Source organism: Enterobacter sp. ECC_219_Taxon_10 (assembly GCF_058354905.1).
On record NZ_CM178005.1, the window covers coordinates 1,394,354 to 1,415,931 of the forward strand.

General features: G+C 54.8%; 18 protein-coding genes and 7 tRNA genes. 3 read left to right on the forward strand and 22 right to left on the reverse strand.

Annotated features, from left to right (window positions below; translation table 11 throughout):
- Position 1 precedes the first annotated feature (1 nt).
- On the forward strand, positions 2 to 484 hold the full coding sequence (locus AC4ICF_RS06630) for a zinc ribbon-containing protein (protein ID WP_316380510.1): 483 nt from the start codon (positions 2 to 4) through the stop codon (positions 482 to 484).
- A 146-nt stretch (positions 485 to 630) separates the two neighbouring features.
- On the opposite strand, the gene rihA is transcribed toward AC4ICF_RS06630, so the two are convergent.
- The 10 genes from rihA to miaB form a co-directional block, all read right to left on the reverse strand.
- Entirely contained in the window at positions 631 to 1,572 is a 942-nt protein-coding gene (rihA, locus tag AC4ICF_RS06635) for a pyrimidine-specific ribonucleoside hydrolase RihA (RefSeq protein WP_316380494.1), read from the reverse strand.
- 120 nt (positions 1,573 to 1,692) lie between these two features.
- Positions 1,693 to 2,418, reverse strand: coding sequence for an amino acid ABC transporter ATP-binding protein (locus tag AC4ICF_RS06640; protein ID WP_014883001.1), 726 nt, complete (start codon positions 2,416 to 2,418; stop codon positions 1,693 to 1,695).
- A complete protein-coding gene (gltK, locus tag AC4ICF_RS06645; protein ID WP_013097580.1) occupies positions 2,418 to 3,092 on the reverse strand; it encodes a glutamate/aspartate ABC transporter permease GltK in 675 nt (224 codons plus the stop codon). Before gltK ends, AC4ICF_RS06640 begins: the two co-directional genes overlap by 1 nt.
- The gene (locus tag AC4ICF_RS06650) at positions 3,092 to 3,832 is read right to left on the reverse strand and encodes an amino acid ABC transporter permease (protein ID WP_028012347.1); all 741 of its coding nucleotides are present in this window, start codon (positions 3,830 to 3,832) and stop codon (positions 3,092 to 3,094) included. Before AC4ICF_RS06650 ends, gltK begins: the two co-directional genes overlap by 1 nt.
- A 155-nt stretch (positions 3,833 to 3,987) precedes the next feature.
- A complete protein-coding gene (locus AC4ICF_RS06655; protein WP_014831086.1) occupies positions 3,988 to 4,893 on the reverse strand; it encodes an amino acid ABC transporter substrate-binding protein in 906 nt (301 codons plus the stop codon).
- A 409-nt stretch (positions 4,894 to 5,302) separates the two neighbouring features.
- Positions 5,303 to 6,841, reverse strand: a complete 1,539-nt coding sequence (gene lnt, locus AC4ICF_RS06660; protein ID WP_316380493.1) for an apolipoprotein N-acyltransferase — start codon at positions 6,839 to 6,841, stop codon at positions 5,303 to 5,305.
- Between the two features lie 5 nt (positions 6,842 to 6,846).
- Positions 6,847 to 7,725, reverse strand: coding sequence for a CNNM family magnesium/cobalt transport protein CorC (gene corC, locus AC4ICF_RS06665; protein WP_021242574.1), 879 nt, complete (start codon positions 7,723 to 7,725; stop codon positions 6,847 to 6,849).
- Between the two features lie 84 nt (positions 7,726 to 7,809).
- On the reverse strand, positions 7,810 to 8,277 hold the full coding sequence (gene ybeY / locus AC4ICF_RS06670) for an rRNA maturation RNase YbeY (protein WP_003858677.1): 468 nt from the start codon (positions 8,275 to 8,277) through the stop codon (positions 7,810 to 7,812).
- Complete coding sequence (locus tag AC4ICF_RS06675; protein ID WP_028012349.1) at positions 8,274 to 9,320, reverse strand: PhoH family protein; 1,047 nt, start codon at positions 9,318 to 9,320, stop codon at positions 8,274 to 8,276. The genes ybeY and AC4ICF_RS06675 overlap by 4 nt, the downstream gene beginning before the upstream one ends.
- Before the next feature lie 163 nt (positions 9,321 to 9,483).
- Positions 9,484 to 10,908 (reverse strand): tRNA (N6-isopentenyl adenosine(37)-C2)-methylthiotransferase MiaB, encoded by a 1,425-nt coding sequence (miaB, locus tag AC4ICF_RS06680; RefSeq protein ID WP_116341175.1) that lies wholly within the window; start codon positions 10,906 to 10,908, stop codon positions 9,484 to 9,486.
- Between the two features lie 135 nt (positions 10,909 to 11,043).
- On the opposite strand from miaB, the gene ubiF reads away from it, so the two are divergent.
- Complete coding sequence (gene ubiF, locus AC4ICF_RS06685) at positions 11,044 to 12,219, forward strand: 3-demethoxyubiquinol 3-hydroxylase (protein WP_316380492.1); 1,176 nt, start codon at positions 11,044 to 11,046, stop codon at positions 12,217 to 12,219.
- 108 nt (positions 12,220 to 12,327) lie between these two features.
- Here the strand turns inward: ubiF and AC4ICF_RS06690 are convergent.
- The 12 genes from AC4ICF_RS06690 to nagB all read right to left on the reverse strand — a co-directional run bounded on the left by AC4ICF_RS06690 (position 12,328) and on the right by nagB (position 19,193).
- Positions 12,328 to 12,402: transfer RNA gene (locus tag AC4ICF_RS06690), tRNA-Gln, on the reverse strand.
- 36 nt (positions 12,403 to 12,438) lie between these two features.
- Positions 12,439 to 12,513, reverse strand: a tRNA-Gln gene (locus AC4ICF_RS06695).
- A 39-nt stretch (positions 12,514 to 12,552) separates the two neighbouring features.
- Positions 12,553 to 12,629, reverse strand: a tRNA-Met gene (locus AC4ICF_RS06700).
- Positions 12,630 to 12,646: 17 nt separating this feature from the next.
- Positions 12,647 to 12,721 (reverse strand) — tRNA-Gln (locus AC4ICF_RS06705).
- A 32-nt stretch (positions 12,722 to 12,753) separates the two neighbouring features.
- Positions 12,754 to 12,828 (reverse strand) — tRNA-Gln (locus AC4ICF_RS06710).
- A gap of 23 nt (positions 12,829 to 12,851) precedes the next feature.
- Positions 12,852 to 12,936, reverse strand: a tRNA-Leu gene (locus tag AC4ICF_RS06715).
- Positions 12,937 to 12,944: 8 nt separating this feature from the next.
- Positions 12,945 to 13,021: transfer RNA gene (locus AC4ICF_RS06720), tRNA-Met, on the reverse strand.
- A 227-nt stretch (positions 13,022 to 13,248) separates the two neighbouring features.
- Positions 13,249 to 14,913 carry an asparagine synthase B gene (asnB, locus tag AC4ICF_RS06725; RefSeq protein ID WP_316380491.1) on the reverse strand — a complete coding sequence of 555 codons (1,665 nt, stop codon included), beginning with the start codon at positions 14,911 to 14,913 and terminating at the stop codon, positions 13,249 to 13,251.
- Between the two features lie 248 nt (positions 14,914 to 15,161).
- Positions 15,162 to 15,914 carry a ribonucleotide monophosphatase NagD gene (gene nagD, locus AC4ICF_RS06730; RefSeq protein WP_116343890.1) on the reverse strand — a complete coding sequence of 251 codons (753 nt, stop codon included), beginning with the start codon at positions 15,912 to 15,914 and terminating at the stop codon, positions 15,162 to 15,164.
- A gap of 45 nt (positions 15,915 to 15,959) precedes the next feature.
- Positions 15,960 to 17,180 (reverse strand): DNA-binding transcriptional regulator NagC, encoded by a 1,221-nt coding sequence (nagC, locus tag AC4ICF_RS06735; protein WP_028012354.1) that lies wholly within the window; start codon positions 17,178 to 17,180, stop codon positions 15,960 to 15,962.
- Positions 17,181 to 17,188: 8 nt separating this feature from the next.
- A complete protein-coding gene (gene nagA, locus AC4ICF_RS06740; protein ID WP_028012355.1) occupies positions 17,189 to 18,337 on the reverse strand; it encodes an N-acetylglucosamine-6-phosphate deacetylase in 1,149 nt (382 codons plus the stop codon).
- A 55-nt stretch (positions 18,338 to 18,392) separates the two neighbouring features.
- On the reverse strand, positions 18,393 to 19,193 hold the full coding sequence (gene nagB, locus AC4ICF_RS06745) for a glucosamine-6-phosphate deaminase (protein WP_028012356.1): 801 nt from the start codon (positions 19,191 to 19,193) through the stop codon (positions 18,393 to 18,395).
- A 328-nt stretch (positions 19,194 to 19,521) separates the two neighbouring features.
- Here nagB and nagE point away from each other — a divergent pair, with 328 nt between their 5' ends.
- Positions 19,522 to 21,471 (forward strand): PTS N-acetyl glucosamine transporter subunit IIABC, encoded by a 1,950-nt coding sequence (gene nagE, locus AC4ICF_RS06750; RefSeq protein ID WP_439209961.1) that lies wholly within the window; start codon positions 19,522 to 19,524, stop codon positions 21,469 to 21,471.
- The last annotated feature ends 107 nt before the right edge of the window (positions 21,472 to 21,578 follow it).

A 21,578-nucleotide genomic window follows, 5' to 3' on the forward strand; every position in this document is an offset into this window, starting at 1 on the left:
GATGAACAAGGTTGCTCAATTTTACCGCGAACTGGTGGCGACACTGACGGAACGGCTGCGTAACGGTGAGCGCGATATTGACGCGCTGGTCGAACAGGCGCGTGCCCGGGTGACGCAAACGGGTGAGTTAACGCGAACCGAAGTGGAAGAGGTGACGCGCGCCGTGCGCCGCGATCTTGAGGAGTTTGCGCGTAGCTACGAAGAGAGCCAGGAAGAGGTCACGGACAGCGTCTTTATGCGGGTGATCAAAGAGAGCCTGTGGCAGGAGCTGGCGGATATTACCGATAAAACCCAACTGGAGTGGCGCGAAGTATTCCAGGATTTAAACCATCACGGCGTGTACCAGAGCGGTGAAGTCGTGGGGCTGGGGAATCTGGTGTGTGAGAAGTGCCATCACCATATTGCGGTGTATACGCCGGATGTGTTGCCGCTGTGTCCGAAGTGTGGGTACGATCAGTTCCAGCGTCGCCCGTTTGAGCCTTAGATAAAAGCGCAGGTTTGTTCCCTCTCCCGGTGGGAGAGGGCCAGGGTGAGGGCATCAGGCCGCAAAAGGTAAAAGCAAAACGGCAACCTGTTGCCGTTTTTAGTGTTTGCTCCCTCTCCCCGTGGGAGAGGGTTGGGGTGAGGGCATCAGGCCGCACTATAGTAAGCCAGTCTCTCCGCCAGCAAATCCACAAACGCCCCCCGGTCGATATCCACCATCAGGGTTGTATTCGGTTTATTCCCCGTCAGCGAATAGTAATCCACCACCGTCATCCCCTGGGTGTATTTCCCCTGCGTCTCGACGCCAACCCATCTGTGCACAGTGGTAAACATCTCAGGCTTCAGTAGCCAGGCAATGGTACACGGGTCGTGCAGCGGCGCGCCGTGGAAACCCCACTTTTCGGCTTTGTGATACTCCATAAAGAAGTCGAGCAGTTCGGCCACGGTTGTCGCGACCGTATTACCCACGGAGCGGAAACGCTCAATATCGTCCGCCATAATCTGCGCGCGGTGGGTAACGTCCAGCCCAGCCATCACAATCGGTAGGCCGGACTGGAAGACAATCTCAGCAGCTTCCGGGTCGACAAAGATGTTGAACTCCGCAGCCGGCGTCCAGTTCCCCAGCCCCATCGCGCCGCCCATAATCACAATACGGGCGATTTTACCGTGCAGTTCCGGGTGGCTGTTTAGCAGCAGCGCAACGTTGGTTTGCGGTCCGGTGGCTACCAGCGTCACGGGATCCGCGCTTTCGCGCAGCACCTTCGCCATCAGCTCCACGGCGGTGCAGTTTTGCGGCGCAAAGCCCGGCTCCGGCAGTACCGGACCGTCCAGGCCGCTTTCCCCATGAACGTTGTCGGCAATGATCAGCTCGCGCATCAGCGGCTTCACGGCCCCGCCGGCGACAGGAATATCGGTGCGTTTGAGCAGCGTCAGCATGCGCAGCACGTTGCGCAGGGTTTTATCAGGCGTTTGGTTTCCAGCGGACGAGGTGACCGCTTTTACATCGAGTTCAGGGGAGGCAAGTGCAAGGACGAGCGCGATCGCGTCATCATGACCCGGATCGCAATCGAGAATAATTGGCTGTGCCATAGCGTTCTCCATACGTAGCGTTATTTTGTGACAAGGTTAACGCTGCAATGTGACGCCGACGAGAGGAACTGAGTGAAAGCGTGAAGCAGTGCGCAATCCGCAGATTGCGCACCGAGAAGATTAGTGCAGGATTTTCGCGAGGAAATCTTTGGCGCGTTCGGATTTCGGGTTGGCGAAGAACTCTTCTTTCGGTGAGTCTTCGACAATTTTCCCTTCGTCCATAAAGATCACGCGGTTGGCCACTTTACGGGCGAAGCCCATTTCGTGCGTCACCACCATCATGGTCATCCCTTCGTGCGCAAGCTCGACCATCACGTCCAGCACTTCGTTGATCATTTCAGGATCGAGCGCCGACGTGGGCTCATCGAACAGCATGGCCACCGGATCCATACACAGCGCGCGCGCGATCGCCACACGCTGCTGCTGGCCGCCGGAAAGCTGCGCCGGGAACTTATCGGCATGCGCAGAAAGCCCCACACGCTCCAGGAGCTTCAGCCCTTTCTCTCGCGACGCTTTTTTATCACGCTTAAGCACTTTTACCTGCGCCAGCGTCAGGTTCTCAATAATGGAGAGGTGAGGGAACAGCTCAAAATGCTGGAACACCATGCCAACGTGAGAGCGAAGCTGGGCGAGGTTGGTTTTCTTATCGTTCACTTTGGTGCCGTTCACAACAATTTCGCCCTGCTGCACAGGCTCCAGACCATTAACCGTTTTGATCAGCGTGGACTTACCGGAACCGGACGGCCCGCACACCACCACCACGTCGCCTTTTTTGACTTCGGTGGAGCAGTCGGTCAGCACCTGAAAGTGCCCATACCATTTAGAAACATTTTTCAGGGAAATCATTATACCGTCCTTTTCTTCAGCCAGCTGACCAACAGCGACGCGCTTAAACTAATCACAAAATAGACCGCACCCGCGAAGAGCACCATCTCGACCTGCGTACCATCACGTTCACCGATGGTCGACGCGGTACGGAAAAAGTCCGCCAGGCTCAGAACATAAACCAGAGAGGTATCCTGGAACAGCACGATACCCTGGGTCAGCAGGAGCGGAACCATGGCGCGAAACGCCTGCGGCAGAATGATGAGCTGCATGGACTGCCAGTGCGTCATTCCCAGTGCCAGCGCGGCGCTGGACTGCCCGCGGGAGATACTCTGGATACCCGCGCGGATAATCTCTGAATAATAAGCGGCCTCAAACATTGAGAACGCCACCATAGCGGAGATCAGGCGGATATCAGTTTTCGGCGACAGCCCCAGCACGTTCTGTAAGAAGCCGGGGACGATCAGATAAAACCACAGCAGCACCATCACCAGCGGAATAGAGCGGAACACGTTAACGTAGGCGGTCGCAAACCAGGCGAGCGGCTTAAAGCTCGACAGTCGCATGACGGCCAGCAGGGTGCCCCAGACGATACCCACGATGATGGCGATCGCGGTGATCTTTAAGGTAATTACCAGACCATCGAGCAGGTAGGGCATGGATGGAACAATAGAACTCCAGTCAAATTCGTACATTATTTGCCCCCCAGATTGCCCGGCAGGCGTACTTTGCGTTCAACCAGGTTCATCACCAGCATGATGAAAGCGTTAATCAGAACATAGGCGAGCGTGATCGCGGTGAAGGATTCCCACGCGTGAGCGGAGTAATCCAGCAGCTTGCCCGCCTGTGCAGCCATATCCACCAGGCCGATGGTTGAGGCGATGGCCGAGTTTTTCACCAGGTTCATCATCTCAGAGGTCATCGGTGGAACGATAACGCGGTAGGCGTTAGGCAGCAGCACATAGCGGTAGGTTTGTGGCAGGGTCAGGCCCATGGCCAGGCCCGCATTTTTTTGTCCGCGCGGCAATGACTGAATGGCGGCACGCACCTGCTCGCAAACGCGCGCAGCGGTAAACAGCCCCAGACACATCATGGAGGAGACAAAGAACTGCACATTCGGATCCAGTTCCGACTTGAACCACATGCCAATATTTTCCGGCAGCAGTTCCGGGATGACCAGATACCAGGTGAAGAACTGCACGATGAGCGGAACGTTACGGAACAGTTCCACATACAGTGTGCCAATGGTTGAAAGGAAACGGTTAGGGACGGTGCGCAGAATACCGAACAGCGAACCGACAAGAAACGCGATGATCCACGCCGTTATCGATAATGCCACGGTAACCTGAAAGCCGCTCCACAGCCAGCCAAGATAGGTGGTGTTGCCGAACGGGGCTTGTTGCAGGAATATGCCCCAGTTCCAGTCTATTGACATAATAAACTCCAGAAAAAAGAGGGTAGCAGCGCTACCCTCGAAGATTGGTGAGAAGCTCATTTTTCGCGCTGAGTGGGGAACGACCACTCAACGTATAGTCTGTCCATGCTTCCCGACAATCGAGAGGGCAGGAGATCCCGCCCCTGTTGTTCTAATTAGTTAAGAGCCTTGTCATTTGGAGATTTGAACAGCGCTTTCATGTCGTCAGAGAGTTCAAAATTCATGTTCAGGTTTTTTGGTGGAATCGGGTTCTTGAACCACTTGTCGAACCATTTTTCCGCTTCGCCGGAGGTCTGAACCTGAGCGATGGTGTCATCGATCAGCTTTTTGAACTGCGGATCGTCTTTACGCAGCATACAGCCGTAGGCTTCTTTGGACTGCGCGGTACCGACGATATCCCAGTTGTCTGGTTTCTTCGCCTTCGCACGTTCGCCCGCCAGCAGGGCGTCATCCATCATAAACGCGACGGCACGGCCGCTTTCCAGGGTACGGAAAGAGTCGCCATGGTCTTTCGCGCTGATGATGCGCATGTCCATTTTCTTCTCGTCGTTCAGCTTGTGCAGCAGGACTTCAGAAGTGGTACCGGAGGTCACAACGACCGCTTTGCCTTTCAGGTCAGCAAAATCTTTGATCGCTCCGCCTTTTTTGGTCAGCAGACGGGTACCCACGACAAAGATGGTGTCAGAGAAGGCCGCCTGCTTCTGGCGTTCGAGGTTGTTGGTGGTAGAGCCACACTCGAAGTCAAAGGTGCCGTTTTGCAGCAGTGGAATACGGTTCTGTGAAGTGATTGGGATCAGCTTCACCTGCAGATCAGGTTTGTTCAGCTTTTTCTTCACAGCTTCAACGATGGCGTTGGAGTAATCCTGTGAATAGCCCACGACTTTTTGCGTGTTGTCGTAGTAAGAGAACGGGACGGAAGATTCACGGTGGCCGACCACGATGACGCCGTTTTTGGCAATCTTGTCGAGAGTGCTGCCTGCTGCCGGAGCGTCTTCAGCGTGAACCACGCCTGCGGACATTCCCATAACCAGCATTGCTGTGGCCAGTTTACGTAATTGCATACCCAACTCCTTTCTTATCAGCGCCAGTGACGCATTGATACCCATTGTGATGTTGTTATATCTCGCGCGATGCGAGTGCAGTGTTATGCAAGCTTGTTAACATTTAGTCTGGCTTAATGTAAAGATTTTGCTGCGTTATTGTTTATTTTTGCGAAGCGCGCCGCACCATTCAGAGGCAATAATCTCCCGTTGCACCGTTTCGGTGCTACCGATGATCTACGCTGGTGCGACAAGGTTACACGTTAAGCCAAACTGCGTTTGCGTGAATAAATAAAGCAATAGGCGTGCCAGATTTGAATTCCACCCTCACCCTGGAAGGGAGAGGGGAAAAGGCGGAGCTGGATAGTGAAAATGTGCAGAGAACAGTTCCCTCTCCCCTATGGGGAGAGGGCTAGGGTGAGGGGTGAGATTACTTACGACGCTGACGCAGGCTCATCAGCACGGCGCCAAAGCCGAACAGCGCGGTCAAAATCCACAGCGGCCAGTTGCCGGTGCGGGCGTACGGCGTAAGTCCCGTGGTTGGCGTGACGTTAGTGGTCAGCACCTCACGGGTAAACTGCGGGATCATGGCCTGGATTTCACCCTGCGGACCAATCACGGCGGTGATGCCGTTGTTGGTGCTGCGCAGCAGCGGACGCGCCAGCTCCAGGGAACGCATGCGCGCCATCTGGAAGTGCTGCCACGGGCCGATAGATTTACCAAACCAGGCATCGTTGGAGATGGTCAGCAGATAGTCGGTATCCGGACGGAAGTTATCCCGCACCTGCTCGCCGAGGATGATTTCGTAGCAGATGGCCGCCGTAAGAGCCAGACCGTGCGCATGCAGCTGGGGCTGAACGTACGGGCCGCGGCTGAAGGAGGACATCGGCAGGTCAAAGAACGGTGCCAGCGGGCGCAAAATCGACTCCAGCGGGACAAATTCACCAAACGGCACCAGGTGGTTCTTGTTGTACCGGTCAGTAGAGTGATAGCTGTACTCGCTATCTTTCCCAAGCGTAATGATAGTGTTGTAGGTGTCGTAGCGGTTCTGCTGATTCAGCCGCGCATCGACAATGCCGGTAATCAGCGTGCTGCCGCGCGCTACCAGCAGGTCGTTCATCATGTTCAGGAACGGCTGCTGGTTGATTTCCAGATCGGGAATGGCAGACTCTGGCCAGATAATCAGCTGCGATTTACCCATCACCTCTTCGGTGGCGTTGGCGTAGATCTTCAGGGTGTTCAGCAGCTCTTTTTCGTCCCACTTCATGGACTGCGGGATATTCCCCTGCACCATGGAAACCTGCATGGTGCGCTCAGGCTCAGGCGTGAACCACTGGATATAGCGCAGCGGGAAGGGCAGGGCGAACAGCACCAGCGCCACAGCCAGCGGTTTCCAGCAGCGCTGGACCAGCGCCAGGACCAGCAGGCCGCTCACCACCATCAGCAGGAAGTTAATGGCTTCAACGCCCATTACCGGCGCCAGACCTTTCAGCGGGCCGTCAATTTGGCTGTAGCCGAACTGTAGCCACGGGAAACCGGTCAGCACCCAGCCACGCAGGAACTCGGTAATCTGCCAGACTACCGGCGCGGCAATGGCGACGCGCAGCCAGGTGGTTTTAGGCCACAGGCGAGAAAGGATACCGGCGAACAGACCGGTGTACAGCGAGAGATAAGCAGCGAGCAGTACGACCAGGAAGACGTTAACCGGGCCCGGCATCCCGCCAAACTGGGCGATACTGACGTAGACCCAGTTAATGCCGGAACCAAACAGCCCCAGCCCCCAGAAGTAGCCAATGGCGGCGGCCTGTACCGGACGACGGTTCAGGGTCAGGCCCTGAAGTCCCATCAGGGAGAGAATGGCCGCGGGCCAGATATCGTAAGGAGAAAAAGCCAGCGTACCGCTGGCTCCGAGCAACAGCGCCAGCAGCAAACGGACGCGCTGGCGTTCAAGCAATGGGGCAAATGCCATTTACATTAATCTTCCAGTTTTGGCACCGGTGAATCGTCCGGCGTTCTGACGTGAACCTGTATAATACGTCGGCTGTCGGCCATTGCTACTTTGAACTGGTAACCGTCGATGTCAACGGTCTCACCGCGCGCCGGAAGATGGCCAAAGGCCTGCATCACCAGTCCGCCAATGGTATCGACCTCTTCATCGCTGAAGTGAGTACCAAAGGCGTCGTTAAAGTCTTCAATCGAGGCCAGCGCGCGCACGGTCCAAGTGTGGCGGCTGAGCTGACGGAAGTCGATATCCTCTTCTTCGTCGTACTCGTCTTCGATTTCACCCACGATCAGTTCAAGAATATCCTCGATCGTGACAAGACCTGAGACGCCGCCGAATTCATCAATAACAATCGCCATGTGGTAACGCTGAGAGCGAAACTCTTTCAGCATCCGATCCACACGTTTACTTTCCGGCACAACCACGGCCTGGCGTAACACTTTTTCCATGCTGAAGGCTTCGGCATCGCTGCGCATAAACGGCAGCAGATCTTTCGCCATCAAAATCCCTTCGATGTGATCTTTATCTTCGCTGATGACCGGGAAACGCGAGTGGGCGGATTCGATGATCACATCGAGGCACTCGTCCAGGGTCTGGTTACGTTTCAGGGTGATCATCTGCGAGCGGGGGATCATGATGTCGCGGACGCGCTGGTCAGCGATGTCCATAACCCCTTCGAGCATTTCGCGCGTATCTTCGTCGATAAGGTCGTTCTGCCCGGAATCACGAATCAGCTCCAGCAGTTCATCACGGTTTTTCGGCTCGCCGTGGAAAAGCTGGTTCAGAATGAGGGAGAAAAATCCCTTTTTACTGGTTGTCGTGTCGCTACTGTGTGAATTGTCGTCGCTCATGGCGTTTGTTAAGGGTTCTCTTATTAGTTCAACGTTAACCACCGCGCTATGTCCCTGCGCGGCGGCATGGTAGTCAGTAACTGACTATTCTTTCTCGGCAATGTACGGATCCTCATAGCCCAGAGCAAGCATTATCTCTGTCTCAAGGGACTCCATCTCTTCCGCTTCGTCATCTTCAATATGATCGTAGCCCAACAGGTGCAGGCTGCCGTGTACCACCATATGCGCCCAGTGGGCTTCCAGCGGTTTCTGCTGCTCTTTGGCTTCCTGTTCCACTACCTGACGGCAGATGATCAAATCACCAAGCAGTGGCATCTCGATGCCCGGCGGCGCTTCGAACGGGAAAGAGAGCACGTTGGTCGGCTTATCTTTCCCGCGATAGGTCAGGTTAAGCTCGTGGCTTTCCGCTTCATCCACCAGGCGAATCGTGACTTCTGATTCTTCCTGAAACTGAGGAATAACGGCATCCAGCCATTTCTGAAACTGTGCCTCTTCTGGCATGCCAGAATTGTCTTCACAGGCCAGCTGTAAATCGAGGATCACCTGACTCATTTCTGTTCTTGCTCCTGCGCTTCGCGCTTACGTTCCGCGGCCTGTTCGGCCCTGCGTTTTTGATCCGCCTCTTCCCAGGCTTCATAGGCGTTAACGATGCGCGCGACCACCGGGTGGCGTACCACGTCTTCACTGTGGAAGAAGTTAAAGCTGATTTCGTCTACCTCTGACAGCACCTCAATGGCGTGGCGCAGGCCGGACTTGGTGCTGCGAGGCAGGTCGATCTGGGTGACGTCACCGGTAATGACCGCTTTCGAGTTAAAACCAATACGCGTCAGGAACATCTTCATCTGTTCGATGGTGGTGTTCTGGCTTTCATCAAGAATGATGAACGCATCGTTCAGCGTACGACCGCGCATGTAGGCGAGCGGAGCCACTTCGATAACGTTACGCTCAATCAGCTTCTCAACCTTCTCAAAGCCGAGCATTTCGAACAGCGCGTCATACAGCGGGCGCAGGTACGGGTCGACCTTCTGGCTCAGATCGCCAGGCAGGAAGCCCAGTTTTTCACCCGCTTCCACGGCAGGGCGGGTCAGCAGGATGCGACGGATCTCCTGGCGTTCCAGTGCATCGACCGCCGCGGCAACCGCCAGATAGGTTTTACCCGTACCCGCCGGACCCACGCCGAAGGTGATGTCATGGTCAAGAATATTAGCGATGTACTGCGCCTGGTTTGGCGTGCGCGGCTTGATGACGCCACGCTTGGTCTTAATGTTGATCGCCTTGCCGTAGTCCGGCACGCTTTCCGCGCTTTGCTCAAGCACTCGCGCCTCTTTAATGGCGAGGTGAATTTGTTCCGGTTCGATGTCCTGAATCTCGCCGCGCATTGGGGCGGTATCGACATACAGGCTGCGCAGAATATCCGCAGCCGCGTTGACGCAGATAGGGCGTCCGGTGAGTTTGAAATGGTTATCGCGACGATTGATTTCGATACCCAGACGTCGTTCCAGTTGTTTGATGTTGTCATCAAACGGCCCGCACAGGCTCAGCAGGCGAGCGTTGTCTGCGGGCTCAAGGCTAATTTCACGCGTATCTATGTTCAAACTGTTCCTCTTTGATTGGTTAACTGACCCGCTGCCACACGGCGCAATAAAACGGTCATTACCGAAATTATTCACGCCACAGAATAAAGGCGCAAGCGTTGCGGAAGATATTGGGGGCGATGAGAGGAAATACAAGGCCTGCCAAAGCGGCAGGCCTGAAGGATTAAGGCTGGTAAATCCCAACGCCAGAATCGTTTTCTTTGCGGGTACGCGAGATCACGGATTCCGGTGACTCTGCGATACGCAGGCCCATTTCGTCCTCGGTGCGTACCACCTTCGCGCGCAGCGAGTTGGTCAGCACCTCGACAATCTCGACGTCCACGAATTTACCGATCATATCCGGGGTGCCTTCAAAGTTCACTACGCGGTTGTTTTCGGTACGACCGGACAGCTCCATAATGCTCTTGCGGGAGGTGCCTTCCACCAGAATGCGCTGGACGGTGCCGAGCATACGGCGGCTCCAGGCGTTGGCCTGCTGATTGATGCGCTCCTGCAGAATATACAGACGCTGCTTTTTCTCTTCTTCCGGCACATCGTCAACCATGTCGGCCGCGGGTGTTCCAGGACGCGCTGAGAAGATGAAGCTGTAGCTGACGTCAAAGTTTACTTCACCGATGAGCTTCATGGTGCGCTCGAAGTCATCAGCGGTTTCGCCAGGGAAGCCAACGATGAAGTCGGAGCTGATCTGGATATCCGGACGCGCTTCACGCAGCTTGCGGATGGTGGATTTGTACTCCAGCACCGTATGCGGGCGGCCCATCAGGTTCAGAACGCGGTCAGAGCCGCACTGAATCGGCAGGTGCAGGAAGCTCACCAGCTCTGGCGTATCGCGATATACGTCAATGATGTCGTCGGTAAACTCCATCGGATGGCTGGTGGTAAAGCGAATTCGGTCGATACCGTCAATCGCGGCCACCAGGCGCAGCAGTTCGGCAAAGCTGCCGATGGTGCCGTCGTAGTTTTCCCCACGCCAGGCGTTAACGTTCTGGCCCAGCAGGTTCACTTCACGGACGCCCTGCGCGGCAAGCTGCGCGATTTCAAACAGAATGTCATCTGCCGGGCGGCTGACCTCTTCACCACGGGTGTAAGGCACCACGCAGTAGGTACAGTATTTGTTGCAGCCTTCCATGATGGAGACAAAAGCGGTCGGGCCATCGGCGCGCGGCTCTGGCAGGCGGTCGAATTTTTCGATCTCCGGGAAGCTGACGTCAACAACCGGGCTGCGGTTACCGCGAACCTGATTGATCATCTCAGGCAGGCGGTGCAGGGTCTGAGGGCCAAAGACGATATCCACATACGGGGCTCTCTGGCGGATCAGCTTACCTTCCTGCGACGCGACGCAGCCACCCACGCCGATGATCAGGTCCGGATTTTTCCGTTTCAGAAGCTTCCAGCGGCCTAACACATGAAAGACTTTTTCCTGTGCTTTTTCACGAATTGAACAGGTGTTCAGCAGCAGCACATCGGCTTCTTTCGCATTTTCAGTCAGCTGGTATCCGTGGGTGGTATCCAGCAGATCGGCCATCTTGGATGAATCGTATTCGTTCATCTGACAGCCCCAGGTTTTTATATGGAGTTTTTTAGTCATCGACTTGCTCAGCTCAGGATTGCAAGCCGCGTATTGTAATGCTTTGGTGGGGTTGTGACCAGTGTGACGGTTATGTGTCTCATGACCGCAAAAATCCGGTAAACTTAAGGGATTCTCCAAGAAGGAAAAATGACCATGACACTCCAACACACCGAAGTTGCCGTTGTCGGCGGCGGTATGGTCGGCGGCGCGCTGGCGCTGGGGCTGGCGCAGCAGGGATTTGAGGTAACGGTAATTGAGCAGTCGGCACCGCCGGCATTCGATCCCGCCAGCAAACCGGACGTGCGCATTTCCGCCATCAGCGCGTCGTCCGTCGATCTGCTGCGCGGCCTGAGCGTCTGGGAGGCGGTGCTGGCGATGCGTGCGCATCCTTACAGCCGCCTTGAAACCTGGGAGTGGGAAAATGCTCACGTGTCGTTTGACGCCGCTGAGCTGAAGTTGCCGCGCCTGGGCTATATGGTGGAAAACAACGTGCTCCAGCTGGCGCTCTGGCAGGCGCTGGAGGCACATCCGAAGGTGACGCTGCGTATGCCTGCGTCACTTAAGGCTCTGCATCCTCACGAGAGTGGCTATCTACTGATCCTCGACAGCGGCGATGAGCTGGCAGTGAAGCTGGTTGTCGGGGCCGATGGCGCTAACTCGCAGGTCAGGGAGATGGCGGGCATCGGCGTTCATGCCTGGCAGTACCAGCAGTCCTGTATGCTGATTACCGTTCAGTGCGAAAATGCGCCGGGCGAAAGCACCTGGCAGCACTTTACTCCGAACGGTCCGCACGCGTTTTTACCGCTGTATGATAACTGGGCGTCGTTGGTCTGGTACGACAAGCCGGCGCGCATTCGCCAGCTGCAGGGGCTGTCGATGGAGCAGCTGCAGCGCGAGATCTTGCTTCACTTCCCGAGCCGTTTGGGCAACGTGACGCCGGTCGCCGCAGGGGCATTTCCGCTCACGCGGCGCCACGCGTTACAGTATGCCCGTGAAGGGCTGGCGCTGGTGGGCGATGCGGCACACACCATTCACCCGCTGGCGGGGCAGGGAGTCAACCTTGGATACCGTGACGTCGACGCCTTGCTGGATGTTTTAAGCAATGCGCGCGGTCATGCGGAGGCATGGGCCAGCCATCAGGTACTCAAGCGCTACCAGACGCGCCGTATGGCGGATAACTTCATCATGCAGTCGGGGATGGATCTGTTCTATGCCGGGTTCAGCAATGACGTAGCTCCGGTGCGCATTCTGCGTAACATCGGATTGATGGCAGCAGAGCGTGCCGGTGGTCTGAAGCGTCAGGCGCTGAAATACGCCTTAGGACTCTAATCATTATTCCCTCTCCCAGTGGGAGAGGGCCAGGGTGAGGGCATCAGGCCGCACAATTCTGAGCAACAAAAACAAATAAGCCCGCAGAGCGGGCTTATTTGTTTTGAGTGGCTGGGGTGCAGGGATTCGAACCCCGGAATGCTGGTATCAGAAACCAGAGCCTTACCGCTTGGCGACACCCCAATTGCGTTAAACATACGGCTTAACGACTTTTTAAATTGGCTGGGGTACGAGGATTCGAACCTCGGAATGCCGGAATCAGAATCCGGTGCCTTACCGCTTGGCGATACCCCAACAATTTTTTATTACCGAAACAAATCGATAATCTTAATTTGGTGGCTACGACGGGATTCGAACCTGTGACCCCATCATTATGAGTGATGTGCTCTAACCAACTGAGCTACGTAGCCAGTACTGCAGTCTTCGATGGCTGGGGTACCTGGATTCGAACCAGGGAATGCCGGTATCAAAAACCGGTGCCTTACCGCTTGGCGATACCCCAATACCGCGGAGAACCGCAAAATCGAAGAAATATGGCTGGGGTACCTGGATTCGAACCAGGGAATGCCGGTATCAAAAACCGGTGCCTTACCGCTTGGCGATACCCCATCCGTGCAACGCTTACCCGGGAATGGTGCGGGAGGCGAGACTTGAACTCGCACACCTTGCGGCGCCAGAACCTAAATCTGGTGCGTCTACCAATTTCGCCACTCCCGCAAAAAAGATGGTGGCTACGACGGGATTCGAACCTGTGACCCCATCATTATGAGTGATGTGCTCTAACCAACTGAGCTACGTAGCCATCTTTTTTTCGCGTTACCTTATCGGCGTTGCGGGGCGCATTATGCGTATAGACCCTTGCAGCGTCAACACCTTTTTCAACGAAAATAGCCGGAATGTGACTGTTTGGTTAGGTTGCGAACAGCGTGGCCGAATATTCGGCAATTATTGGTTATTAATCGGTTTTCGGTGGTGAAAGGTGAGGCAAAAAAAACAGGCCCCTGAGGAGCCTGTTTGAAATCGTTGTGATTATTTATAGGCGGACTGGTGAACGCCAACTGCGCGTCCTGATGGATCGTTCATCGCCTTGAAAGATTCATCCCATTCAATGGCTTTTGCGGATGAACAGGCCACGGACGGACCGCCAGGAACACATTCGGCAGCGCTCGGAACCGGGAACAGCTCTTCAAAGATCTCACGGTACAGGTACGCCTCTTTCGAGCCCGGCGTGTTGTACGGGAAGCGGAAGCTTGCGGTTTCCAGTTGCTGGTCAGAAATCTGTTTTGCCGCCACCTCTTTCAGGGTGTCGATCCAGCTGTAGCCAACACCATCAGAGAACTGCTCTTTCTGACGCCAGGCCACGCTCGCCGGCAGGTAGGATTCAAAGCATTCACGCAGAATATGTTTTTCCATCTTGCCGTTGCCGCACATCTTGTCCTCTGGGTTGATGCGCATCGCCACGTCGAGGAATTTTTTATCCAGGAACGGCACGCGCGCTTCCACACCCCAGGCCGACATCGCTTTGTTGGCTCGCGCACAGTCGAACATGTGCAGCGCCTGCAGCTTACGCACGGTCTCTTCATGCAGCTCTTTGGCGTTTGGCGCTTTGTGGAAGTACAGATAGCCGCCAAACACTTCATCAGAACCTTCACCGGAGAGCACCATCTTGATGCCCATCGCTTTGATCTTACGCGACATCAGGTACATCGGTGTGGAGGCGCGAATGGTGGTCACGTCATAGGTCTCAATGTGATAGATCACATCGCGGATTGCATCCAGACCTTCCTGCACAGTGAAGTGAATTTCATGGTGCACGGTGCCGAGATGGTTTGCCACTTCCTGCGCGGCTTTCAGGTCAGGTGCCCCTTCCAGACCCACGGCGAAGGAGTGCAGCTGCGGCCACCAGGCTTCGGAGCGCTCCTGATCTTCCACGCGACGAGCAGCGAATTTCTTGGTAATCGCGGAGATCACGGAGGAGTCCAGACCGCCGGAAAGCAGTACGCCGTAAGGCACGTCTGACATCAGGTGGCTTTTCACGGAATCTTCCAGCGCCTGACGCAGCTCGGCTTTATCCGTCACGTTGTCTTTAACCGCGTCATAATCGAACCAGTCGCGCTGATAGTACGGACGGATTTCACCGTCTTTACTCCACAGATAGCTGCCAGCCGGGAACTCTTTAATAGTGCGGCAGACCGGAACCAGGGCTTTCATTTCGGACGCGACATAGAAGTTGCCGTGTTCATCGTGGCCCATGTACAGGGGGATAATGCCGATGTGGTCGCGGCCAATCAGCCAGGCGTCTTTTTCGCTGTCGTACAGGGCGAAGGCAAACATGCCCTGCAGATCGTCGAGAAACTCGGGACCTTTCTCCTGATACAGCGCCAGGATCACTTCACAGTCAGACCCTGTCTGGAACGCGTAGCGGTCGCCGTACTCGGTGCGCAGCGCCTGATGGTTATAGATTTCACCGTTGACAGCCAGCGCGTGCGTTTTTTTCTCGTTATACAGCGGCTGTGCACCGGCGTTGACGTCAACAATAGACAGACGTTCGTGAGCCAGAATCGCTTTATCGCTGGCGTATACGCCTGACCAGTCCGGTCCGCGATGGCGCATCAGGCGGGACAGTTCGAGTGCCTTTTTACGCAGTTCGCCCGCGTCAGTTTTAATATCCAGTACGCCAAAAATTGAACACATAACCTTCTCCGTTAACCCTGTTGCATTGTGATGTTGCTTGCTTATGAAAATGCCGCAAAGGGGGAAGGGGCGCAAGGGTTTTACGGGCTAAAACGGAAATAGTGCAATAGTGATTGTGGAATAGTGAAAAAAGAGTACGTCACTCATCCTTTTATTGATGATTATGCAATAAAATACGCTTTTTGTTAGATAGGGTTTTGTTTGTATGGCTGAAAATGAAAAACCACGCCCTGAGGCGTGGTTCAGTATCAGATAATGTCGATTTCGTCGACGGAGGGGTAAATCCAGCTTGGCCTGAACGGCATTGAGTCAATGTCATCAATCTGCGAGACGCCGGAAAGCACTAAGATAGTTTCCAGACCCGCCTGGAAACCGGCCAGGATATCGGTGCGCAGATTGTCGCCGACGATGACCGTTTCTTCAGAGTGGGCCTGCATTTTGTTCAGCGCGGCACGAATGATCCACGGGCTCGGTTTTCCGACCACAAACGGCTGACGACCGGAGATTTTTTCGATACCGGCGCACAGCGCGCCGCAGGCAGGATAAAAACCACGCCCGTGCGTGTCCGGGTTGGTGGCGATAAAGCGTGCGCCGCTGGCGACAAAGTAGGCAGCTTTATGCATCATCTCCCAGTTAAAGGAGCGTGTTTCGCCGACAATCACAAAGTCCGGGTTCACATCGGTAATGGTAAAGCCTGCTTTATACAGTTCGTGGATCAGCGCGCCTTCACCCACTACGTAAGCTTTTTTCCCTTCCTGACGCTTCAGAAAATCCGCCGTGGCCATTGCCGAGGTATAAAACACGCTGTCCGGCACGTCGACGCCTGCGGTGGCAAAACGGTTCGCCAGATCCTGACCGGTTTGGGAAGGGTAGTTCGTGAGCAGAACCAGTGGCATTCCTTTGTCGATGATGCGGTGCAGAAACTCCGCAGCACCCGGCACGGCAACGTTGTCGTGCATCAGCACGCCGTCGATATCACAAATTACATTCTTAATGGTCATGGACATTCCGACATCAAAAAAAGAAGGCGTTACTATAAGGTCCGATCAGGATTCCAGCAAATGCTGGAGCAGGATCCCGTTGAGCATGGCGCGCTTGACCAGCGCAAATGCGCCAATCGCCGAGCGATGGTCAAGCTTCGAACGAACCACCGGAAGATTCTGGCGGAATGCTTTCAGCGCCTGGGTGTTAATACAGCCTTCGATGGCGGGCAGCAGCACCTTTTCCGCTTCAACAATCTCTCCGGCGATCACCACTTTCTGTGGGTTAAACAGGTTAATGGCGATAGCGATGGTTTTCCCCAGATGGCGACCTACCTGCTCGATCACCTCACAGGCCAGGGCGTCGCCTTTATTGGCGGCTTTGCAGATGGTGCCTATCTTGCAATCGTCCAGCGTGACGCGACTTTGATAACCCTGCTCAAGCAGGTGGCGAACGCGCTGCTCGATGGCCGTGTTGGCGGCAATGGTTTCAAGGCAGCCGAAGTTGCCGCAGTGGCAGCGTTCGCCGAGTGGCTCAACCTGAATGTGGCCGATCTCGCCAACGTTACCGTTGCGACCAATAAATATACGGCCATTGGAGATAATGCCAGCGCCCGTACCGCGGTGTACGCGCACCAGAATAGAGTCTTCGCAGTCCTGACTCGCACCAAAGTAGTGCTCAGCCAGCGCTAAAGATCGAATATCATGGCCGACAAAGCAGGTCACCTTAAAGCGTTTCTCCAGCGCGTCGACCAGCGCCCAGTTCTCAACCTGAATATGCGGCATGTAACGGATTACACCGCTTTCCGGGTCGACGAGGCCCGGCAAAATGACGGAGATGGCGATGAGTTCGCGGATCTTGCGCTGACAGCTTTCTATAAAGTGCGCGATGGTATTCAGCAGCGCGTGTTCCAGCGTCTCCTGGGTGCGTTCGGGCAGCGGGTAGTGCTCTTCGGCAATGGCTTTGCTGCTCAGATCGTAGAGCGTGAGCGTGGTGTCATGACGACCAAGCCGGACGCCAATGGCCTGAAAGTTGCGGGTTTCGGTAATAATGGAGATGGCGCGGCGGCCCCCGGTGGAGGCCTGCTGATCGACTTCTTTGATCAAACCGCGCTCAATGAGCTGGCGGGTGATTTTTGTCACGCTGGCGGGAGCAAGCTGGCTTTGTTCGGCTATCTGGATCCGCGAGATTGGACCATGTTGGTCAATCAGGCGATAAACCGCCGCACTGTTAAGTTGTTTAACGAGATCGACATTACCGATTTGAGCTTGTCCGCCAGGTGTCATACTTTTACTTACTCAGTGACGACCTCGTTACCATTAACGATGGTCTTAATAATTTTATAATCGTGTGTGAATGCCGTCAGGTTTGCAACCATACCTGGTGCAATTCCGCCAAGCTGTTTATCCACGCCGATGGCGCGAGCCGGATAAAGGGTGGCCATACGCAGGACTTCATCAAGCGCAATCCCGCAATGCTCAACCAGATTACGCACCCCTTCAATCATGGTCAAAGAGGAGCCACTCAGCGTACCGTTTTCATCCACACACAGTCCGTTGCGGTAGTATATTGTTTTACCGGCAAAAATGAACTGCTCAATATTTGCACCTGCTGGCGCAGTGGCATCGGTGACCAGGCAGAGCTTGTCACCTTTCAGCCGCTTGGCATTGCGAATGTTGGTGTAATCAACGTGCATACCATCAGCGATAATGCCGCAGTAGACGTCTGGTTCGTCGAGAATCGCTCCGACCAGACCCGGTTCACGGCCGGTAATATACGGCATGGCGTTGTAAAGGTGCGTGGCAAAGGTAATACCCGCACGGAAGCCCGCTTTGGCTTCTTTCAGCGTGGCGTTTGAGTGGCCTGCGGAAACCACAATCCCGGCGGCAGCCAGTTTGCTGATGACCTCAGTGCCGGTCATTTCAGGCGCCAGCGTCACTTTAGCGATTACATCAGCGTTGGCACACATGTAGTCGACCAGTTCAGCATCAGGCTTGCGCACGTAATCCGGATTATGCGTGCCTTTCTTCACTATATTCAGCCATGGTCCTTCCAGGTGCAGACCCAGCGCCTGATTCGGGTGTTTCGCCAGGTATTCGCGCATCACGCGGATACCCTGTTTCATCAGGTCATCACTGCTGGTGATGAGCGTCGGCAGATAGCTGGTGCAGCCTGATTTCTCGTTAGCTTTCTGCATGATTTCCAGCGTTTCAACCGTCACCGCCTCGGCGGTGTCGTTGAATTGCACGCCGCCGCAGCCGTTCAGCTGTACGTCGATGAAACCGGGGGAGATTACTGCTCCATTGAGTGAGCGCTGTTCAATCTCCGGCGGCAGCTCTGCCAGCGGACAAACACGTTCAATCAGGCCATTGGCGATAACAATCGCATGGTCATCCAGAATTTCATGGCCGGTATAAATCCGACCGTGGGTTAAAGCGTACATAACGACCCCCGGTTAAAAAAAGCGGCCGCCTCTTGTGGAAGAGGCGGTTATTCAATTACAGACCTTTGATGTTCTCTGCTTCTAACTCGTTGAAGTATTTCAGCGTTTTCACTTTCAGCTCCATCGTTGACGGTTCGTCGCAGACGATGACTGATTTAGGATGCAGCTGCAGGCAGCTGATGGTCCACATGTGGTTAACGTTGCCTTCAACGGCAGCCTGGAGCGCCTGCGCTTTCACGCCGCCCAGCACCAGAATCATCACCTCTTCGGCATCCAGCAGGGTGCCTACGCCAACGGTCAGGGCGTATTTTGGAACCTGGTTCACGTCACCGTCAAAGAAGCGGGAGTTTGCCACGCGGGTGTCATGGGTCAGCGTTTTAATGCGGGTACGGGAAGCCAGAGAAGAGGCTGGTTCGTTGAACGCGATATGCCCATCGTTGCCCACGCCACCCATAAACAGGTGGATTTTACCGTAAGAACGGATTTTTTCTTCGTACTGACGGCATTCTGCGTCAATATCAGGCGCATTTCCATTCAGCAGGTTAATATTTTCAGCTGGGATATCAACGTGATCAAAGAAATTGCGGTGCATGAAGCTATGGTAGCTTTCAGGATGTTCTTTTGGCAGGCCAACATATTCGTCCATGTTGAAGGTTACAACATGTTTAAAGCTAACCTGGCCCGCTTTGTGCATTTCAACCAGCGCTTTGTACGCGGTCAGTGGAGTACCACCGGTTGGAAGGCCAAGAACGAACGGACGATCGGCAGTAGGCTTGAAGGCATTAATACGGTTAACGATATGGCGAGCGGCCCATTTACCGACTTGTTCAGCAGTTGCCAGGGGAATCAGTCTCATTGTTCACCTCAAGAGTTAAAGTAGAAGAGTGGGCGGATGGTAATCGGAACCTGATGCTTAAGCGTAACCTGGAACCTTTCAGGCCGGATCAATCCGTCTTGATTTTTTGAATGATAAAATAAGTTTTGGCTGTTAGCCAGTGAAAGGGAGGGGGGATTACGATATTTGGTGACAAAAATCACAAAAAATGGGTGTTTAATTTGCGATACGAATTAATTTTTCACACACTCACAATGCCAGTGAATCATCAACTGTATTAATCGTTGTCGACACAATAAAAACATAGTTACTGCACGAGCCCGATAACGGGCCTCGTAGGGGGAATAGGATGAATATTTTAGGTTTTTTCCAGCGCCTCGGTAGGGCTTTGCAGCTCCCTATCGCCGTGCTACCGGTTGCAGCATTACTGTTGCGATTCGGGCAACCCGATCTTCTTAATGTGCCGTTCATTGCTCAGGCAGGCGGCGCTATTTTTGATAACCTGGCGCTGATATTCGCCATCGGCGTCGCGTCCAGTTGGTCAAAAGACAGTGCAGGGGCTGCGGCTCTGGCAGGCGCAGTCGGTTATTTCATCCTGACGAAAGCGATGGTAACCATTAACCCTGAAATCAATATGGGCGTGCTGGCGGGTATCATTACCGGTCTGGTTGGCGGCGCCGTGTATAACCGCTGGGCAAATATTAAGCTTCCTGATTTCCTGAGTTTCTTCGGTGGAAAACGTTTCGTTCCGATCGCGACGGGCTTCTTCTGCCTGGTTCTGGCAGCGATCTTTGGCTACGTTTGGCCGCCGGTGCAGCATGCCATTCATGCGGGCGGCGAGTGGATCGTTTCTGCGGGTGCGATGGGCGCAGGTATCTTCGGTTTCATTAACCGTCTGCTGATCCCTACAGGCCTGCATCAGGTGCTGAATACCATCGCATGGTTCCAGATTGGTGAGTTTACCAATGCGGCGGGCACCGTTTTCCACGGCGACATCAACCGCTTCTACGCGGGTGACGGCACCGCGGGCATGTTTATGTCCGGTTTCTTCCCAATTATGATGTTTGGTCTGCCTGGTGCTGCGCTTGCTATGTACCTGGCCGCGCCAAAAGCGCGTCGTCCGATGGTTGGCGGCATGCTGCTGTCTGTTGCGATTACCGCTTTCCTGACCGGTGTTACCGAGCCACTGGAATTCCTGTTCATGTTCCTGGCTCCGCTGCTGTACCTCATGCACGCAATCCTGACCGGTATCAGCCTGTTCGTTGCCACCCTTCTGGGTATCCATGCGGGCTTCTCCTTCTCCGCAGGCGCCATTGACTACGTGTTGATGTACAACCTGCCGGCGGCAAGCAGCAACGTCTGGATGCTGGTGGTGATGGGCCTGATCTTCTTCGTTATCTACTTCGTTCTGTTCAGCGCGGTGATTCGTATGTTTAACCTGAAAACGCCGGGCCGCGAAGATACGAAAGAAGATGTTGTTACCAGTGAAGCAAACAGCAATACCGAAGAAGGTTTAACCCAGCTGGCGACCAGCTATATTGCCGCAGTCGGCGGTACCGACAACCTGAAAGCGATTGACGCCTGTATTACTCGTCTGCGTCTGACCGTGGGTGATTCCGCGCGCGTGAGTGATGCGATGTGTAAACGCCTGGGCGCGTCTGGTGTGGTGAAACTGAATAAGCAAACCATCCAGGTTATCGTGGGTGCGAAAGCTGAATCTATCGGCGATGAAATGAAAAAAGTGGTCGCCCGTGGGCCGGTTGCTGCCGCCTCAACGGATAGCGCTCCAGTAGCTGAAGCGCCGGTTGCAAAACCGCAGGCCGTGCCAAATGCGGTGACTATCGCTGCGCTGGTGTCCCCGGTCACCGGTGACGTGGTTGCGCTTGAGCAGGTGCCTGACGAAGCGTTCGCCAGCAAAGCGGTTGGTGACGGCGTGGCGGTGAAACCAACGGACAAAACCGTTGTGTCTCCGGCGGCCGGTACCATCGTGAAAATCTTCAACACCAACCACGCGTTCTGCCTCGAAACCGAAAAAGGCGCGGAGATCGTTGTCCATATGGGTATCGATACCGTTGCGCTGAACGGTCAGGGCTTTACTCGCCTGGTAGAAGAGGGCGCTGAAGTGGTGGCGGGTCAGCCGATTCTGGAAATGGATCTGGACTTCCTGAACGCCAACGCGCGCTCCATGATTAGCCCGGTCGTTTGCAGCAACATTGATGACTTCAGCGGCCTGGTCATTCAGGCGAAAGGTCAGGTAGTTGCAGGCCAAACAGCGCTGTATGAGATTAAAGGCAAGTAATCGCTCCTGAGTAGAGTCATGCCTTAAGCGGCGGGGGATATCCTCCGCCGCTTTTTTTTGCAGCAAATGCCCCCATTATTTTCATCTGATACGTATTTTCCGTAACT

Excerpts from the sequence above, each read along its gene's own strand:
- AC4ICF_RS06630 (WP_316380510.1), top strand. The coding sequence starts at position 2 with ATGAACAAGGTTGCTCAATTTTACCGCGAACTGGTGGCGACACTGACG.
- rihA (WP_316380494.1), bottom strand. The coding sequence starts at position 1,572 with ATGGCACAGCCAATTATTCTCGATTGCGATCCGGGTCATGATGACGCG.
- AC4ICF_RS06640 (WP_014883001.1), bottom strand. The coding sequence starts at position 2,418 with ATGATTTCCCTGAAAAATGTTTCTAAATGGTATGGGCACTTTCAGGTG.
- gltK (WP_013097580.1), bottom strand. The coding sequence starts at position 3,092 with ATGTACGAATTTGACTGGAGTTCTATTGTTCCATCCATGCCCTACCTG.
- AC4ICF_RS06650 (WP_028012347.1), bottom strand. The coding sequence starts at position 3,832 with ATGTCAATAGACTGGAACTGGGGCATATTCCTGCAACAAGCCCCGTTC.
- AC4ICF_RS06655 (WP_014831086.1), bottom strand. The coding sequence starts at position 4,893 with ATGCAATTACGTAAACTGGCCACAGCAATGCTGGTTATGGGAATGTCC.
- lnt (WP_316380493.1), bottom strand. The coding sequence starts at position 6,841 with ATGGCATTTGCCCCATTGCTTGAACGCCAGCGCGTCCGTTTGCTGCTG.
- corC (WP_021242574.1), bottom strand. The coding sequence starts at position 7,725 with ATGAGCGACGACAATTCACACAGTAGCGACACGACAACCAGTAAAAAG.
- ybeY (WP_003858677.1), bottom strand. The coding sequence starts at position 8,277 with ATGAGTCAGGTGATCCTCGATTTACAGCTGGCCTGTGAAGACAATTCT.
- miaB (WP_116341175.1), bottom strand. The coding sequence starts at position 10,908 with ATGACTAAAAAACTCCATATAAAAACCTGGGGCTGTCAGATGAACGAA.
- ubiF (WP_316380492.1), top strand. The coding sequence starts at position 11,044 with ATGACACTCCAACACACCGAAGTTGCCGTTGTCGGCGGCGGTATGGTC.
- asnB (WP_316380491.1), bottom strand. The coding sequence starts at position 14,913 with ATGTGTTCAATTTTTGGCGTACTGGATATTAAAACTGACGCGGGCGAA.
- nagD (WP_116343890.1), bottom strand. The coding sequence starts at position 15,914 with ATGACCATTAAGAATGTAATTTGTGATATCGACGGCGTGCTGATGCAC.
- nagC (WP_028012354.1), bottom strand. The coding sequence starts at position 17,180 with ATGACACCTGGCGGACAAGCTCAAATCGGTAATGTCGATCTCGTTAAA.
- nagA (WP_028012355.1), bottom strand. The coding sequence starts at position 18,337 with ATGTACGCTTTAACCCACGGTCGGATTTATACCGGCCATGAAATTCTG.
- nagB (WP_028012356.1), bottom strand. The coding sequence starts at position 19,193 with ATGAGACTGATTCCCCTGGCAACTGCTGAACAAGTCGGTAAATGGGCC.
- nagE (WP_439209961.1), top strand. The coding sequence starts at position 19,522 with ATGAATATTTTAGGTTTTTTCCAGCGCCTCGGTAGGGCTTTGCAGCTC.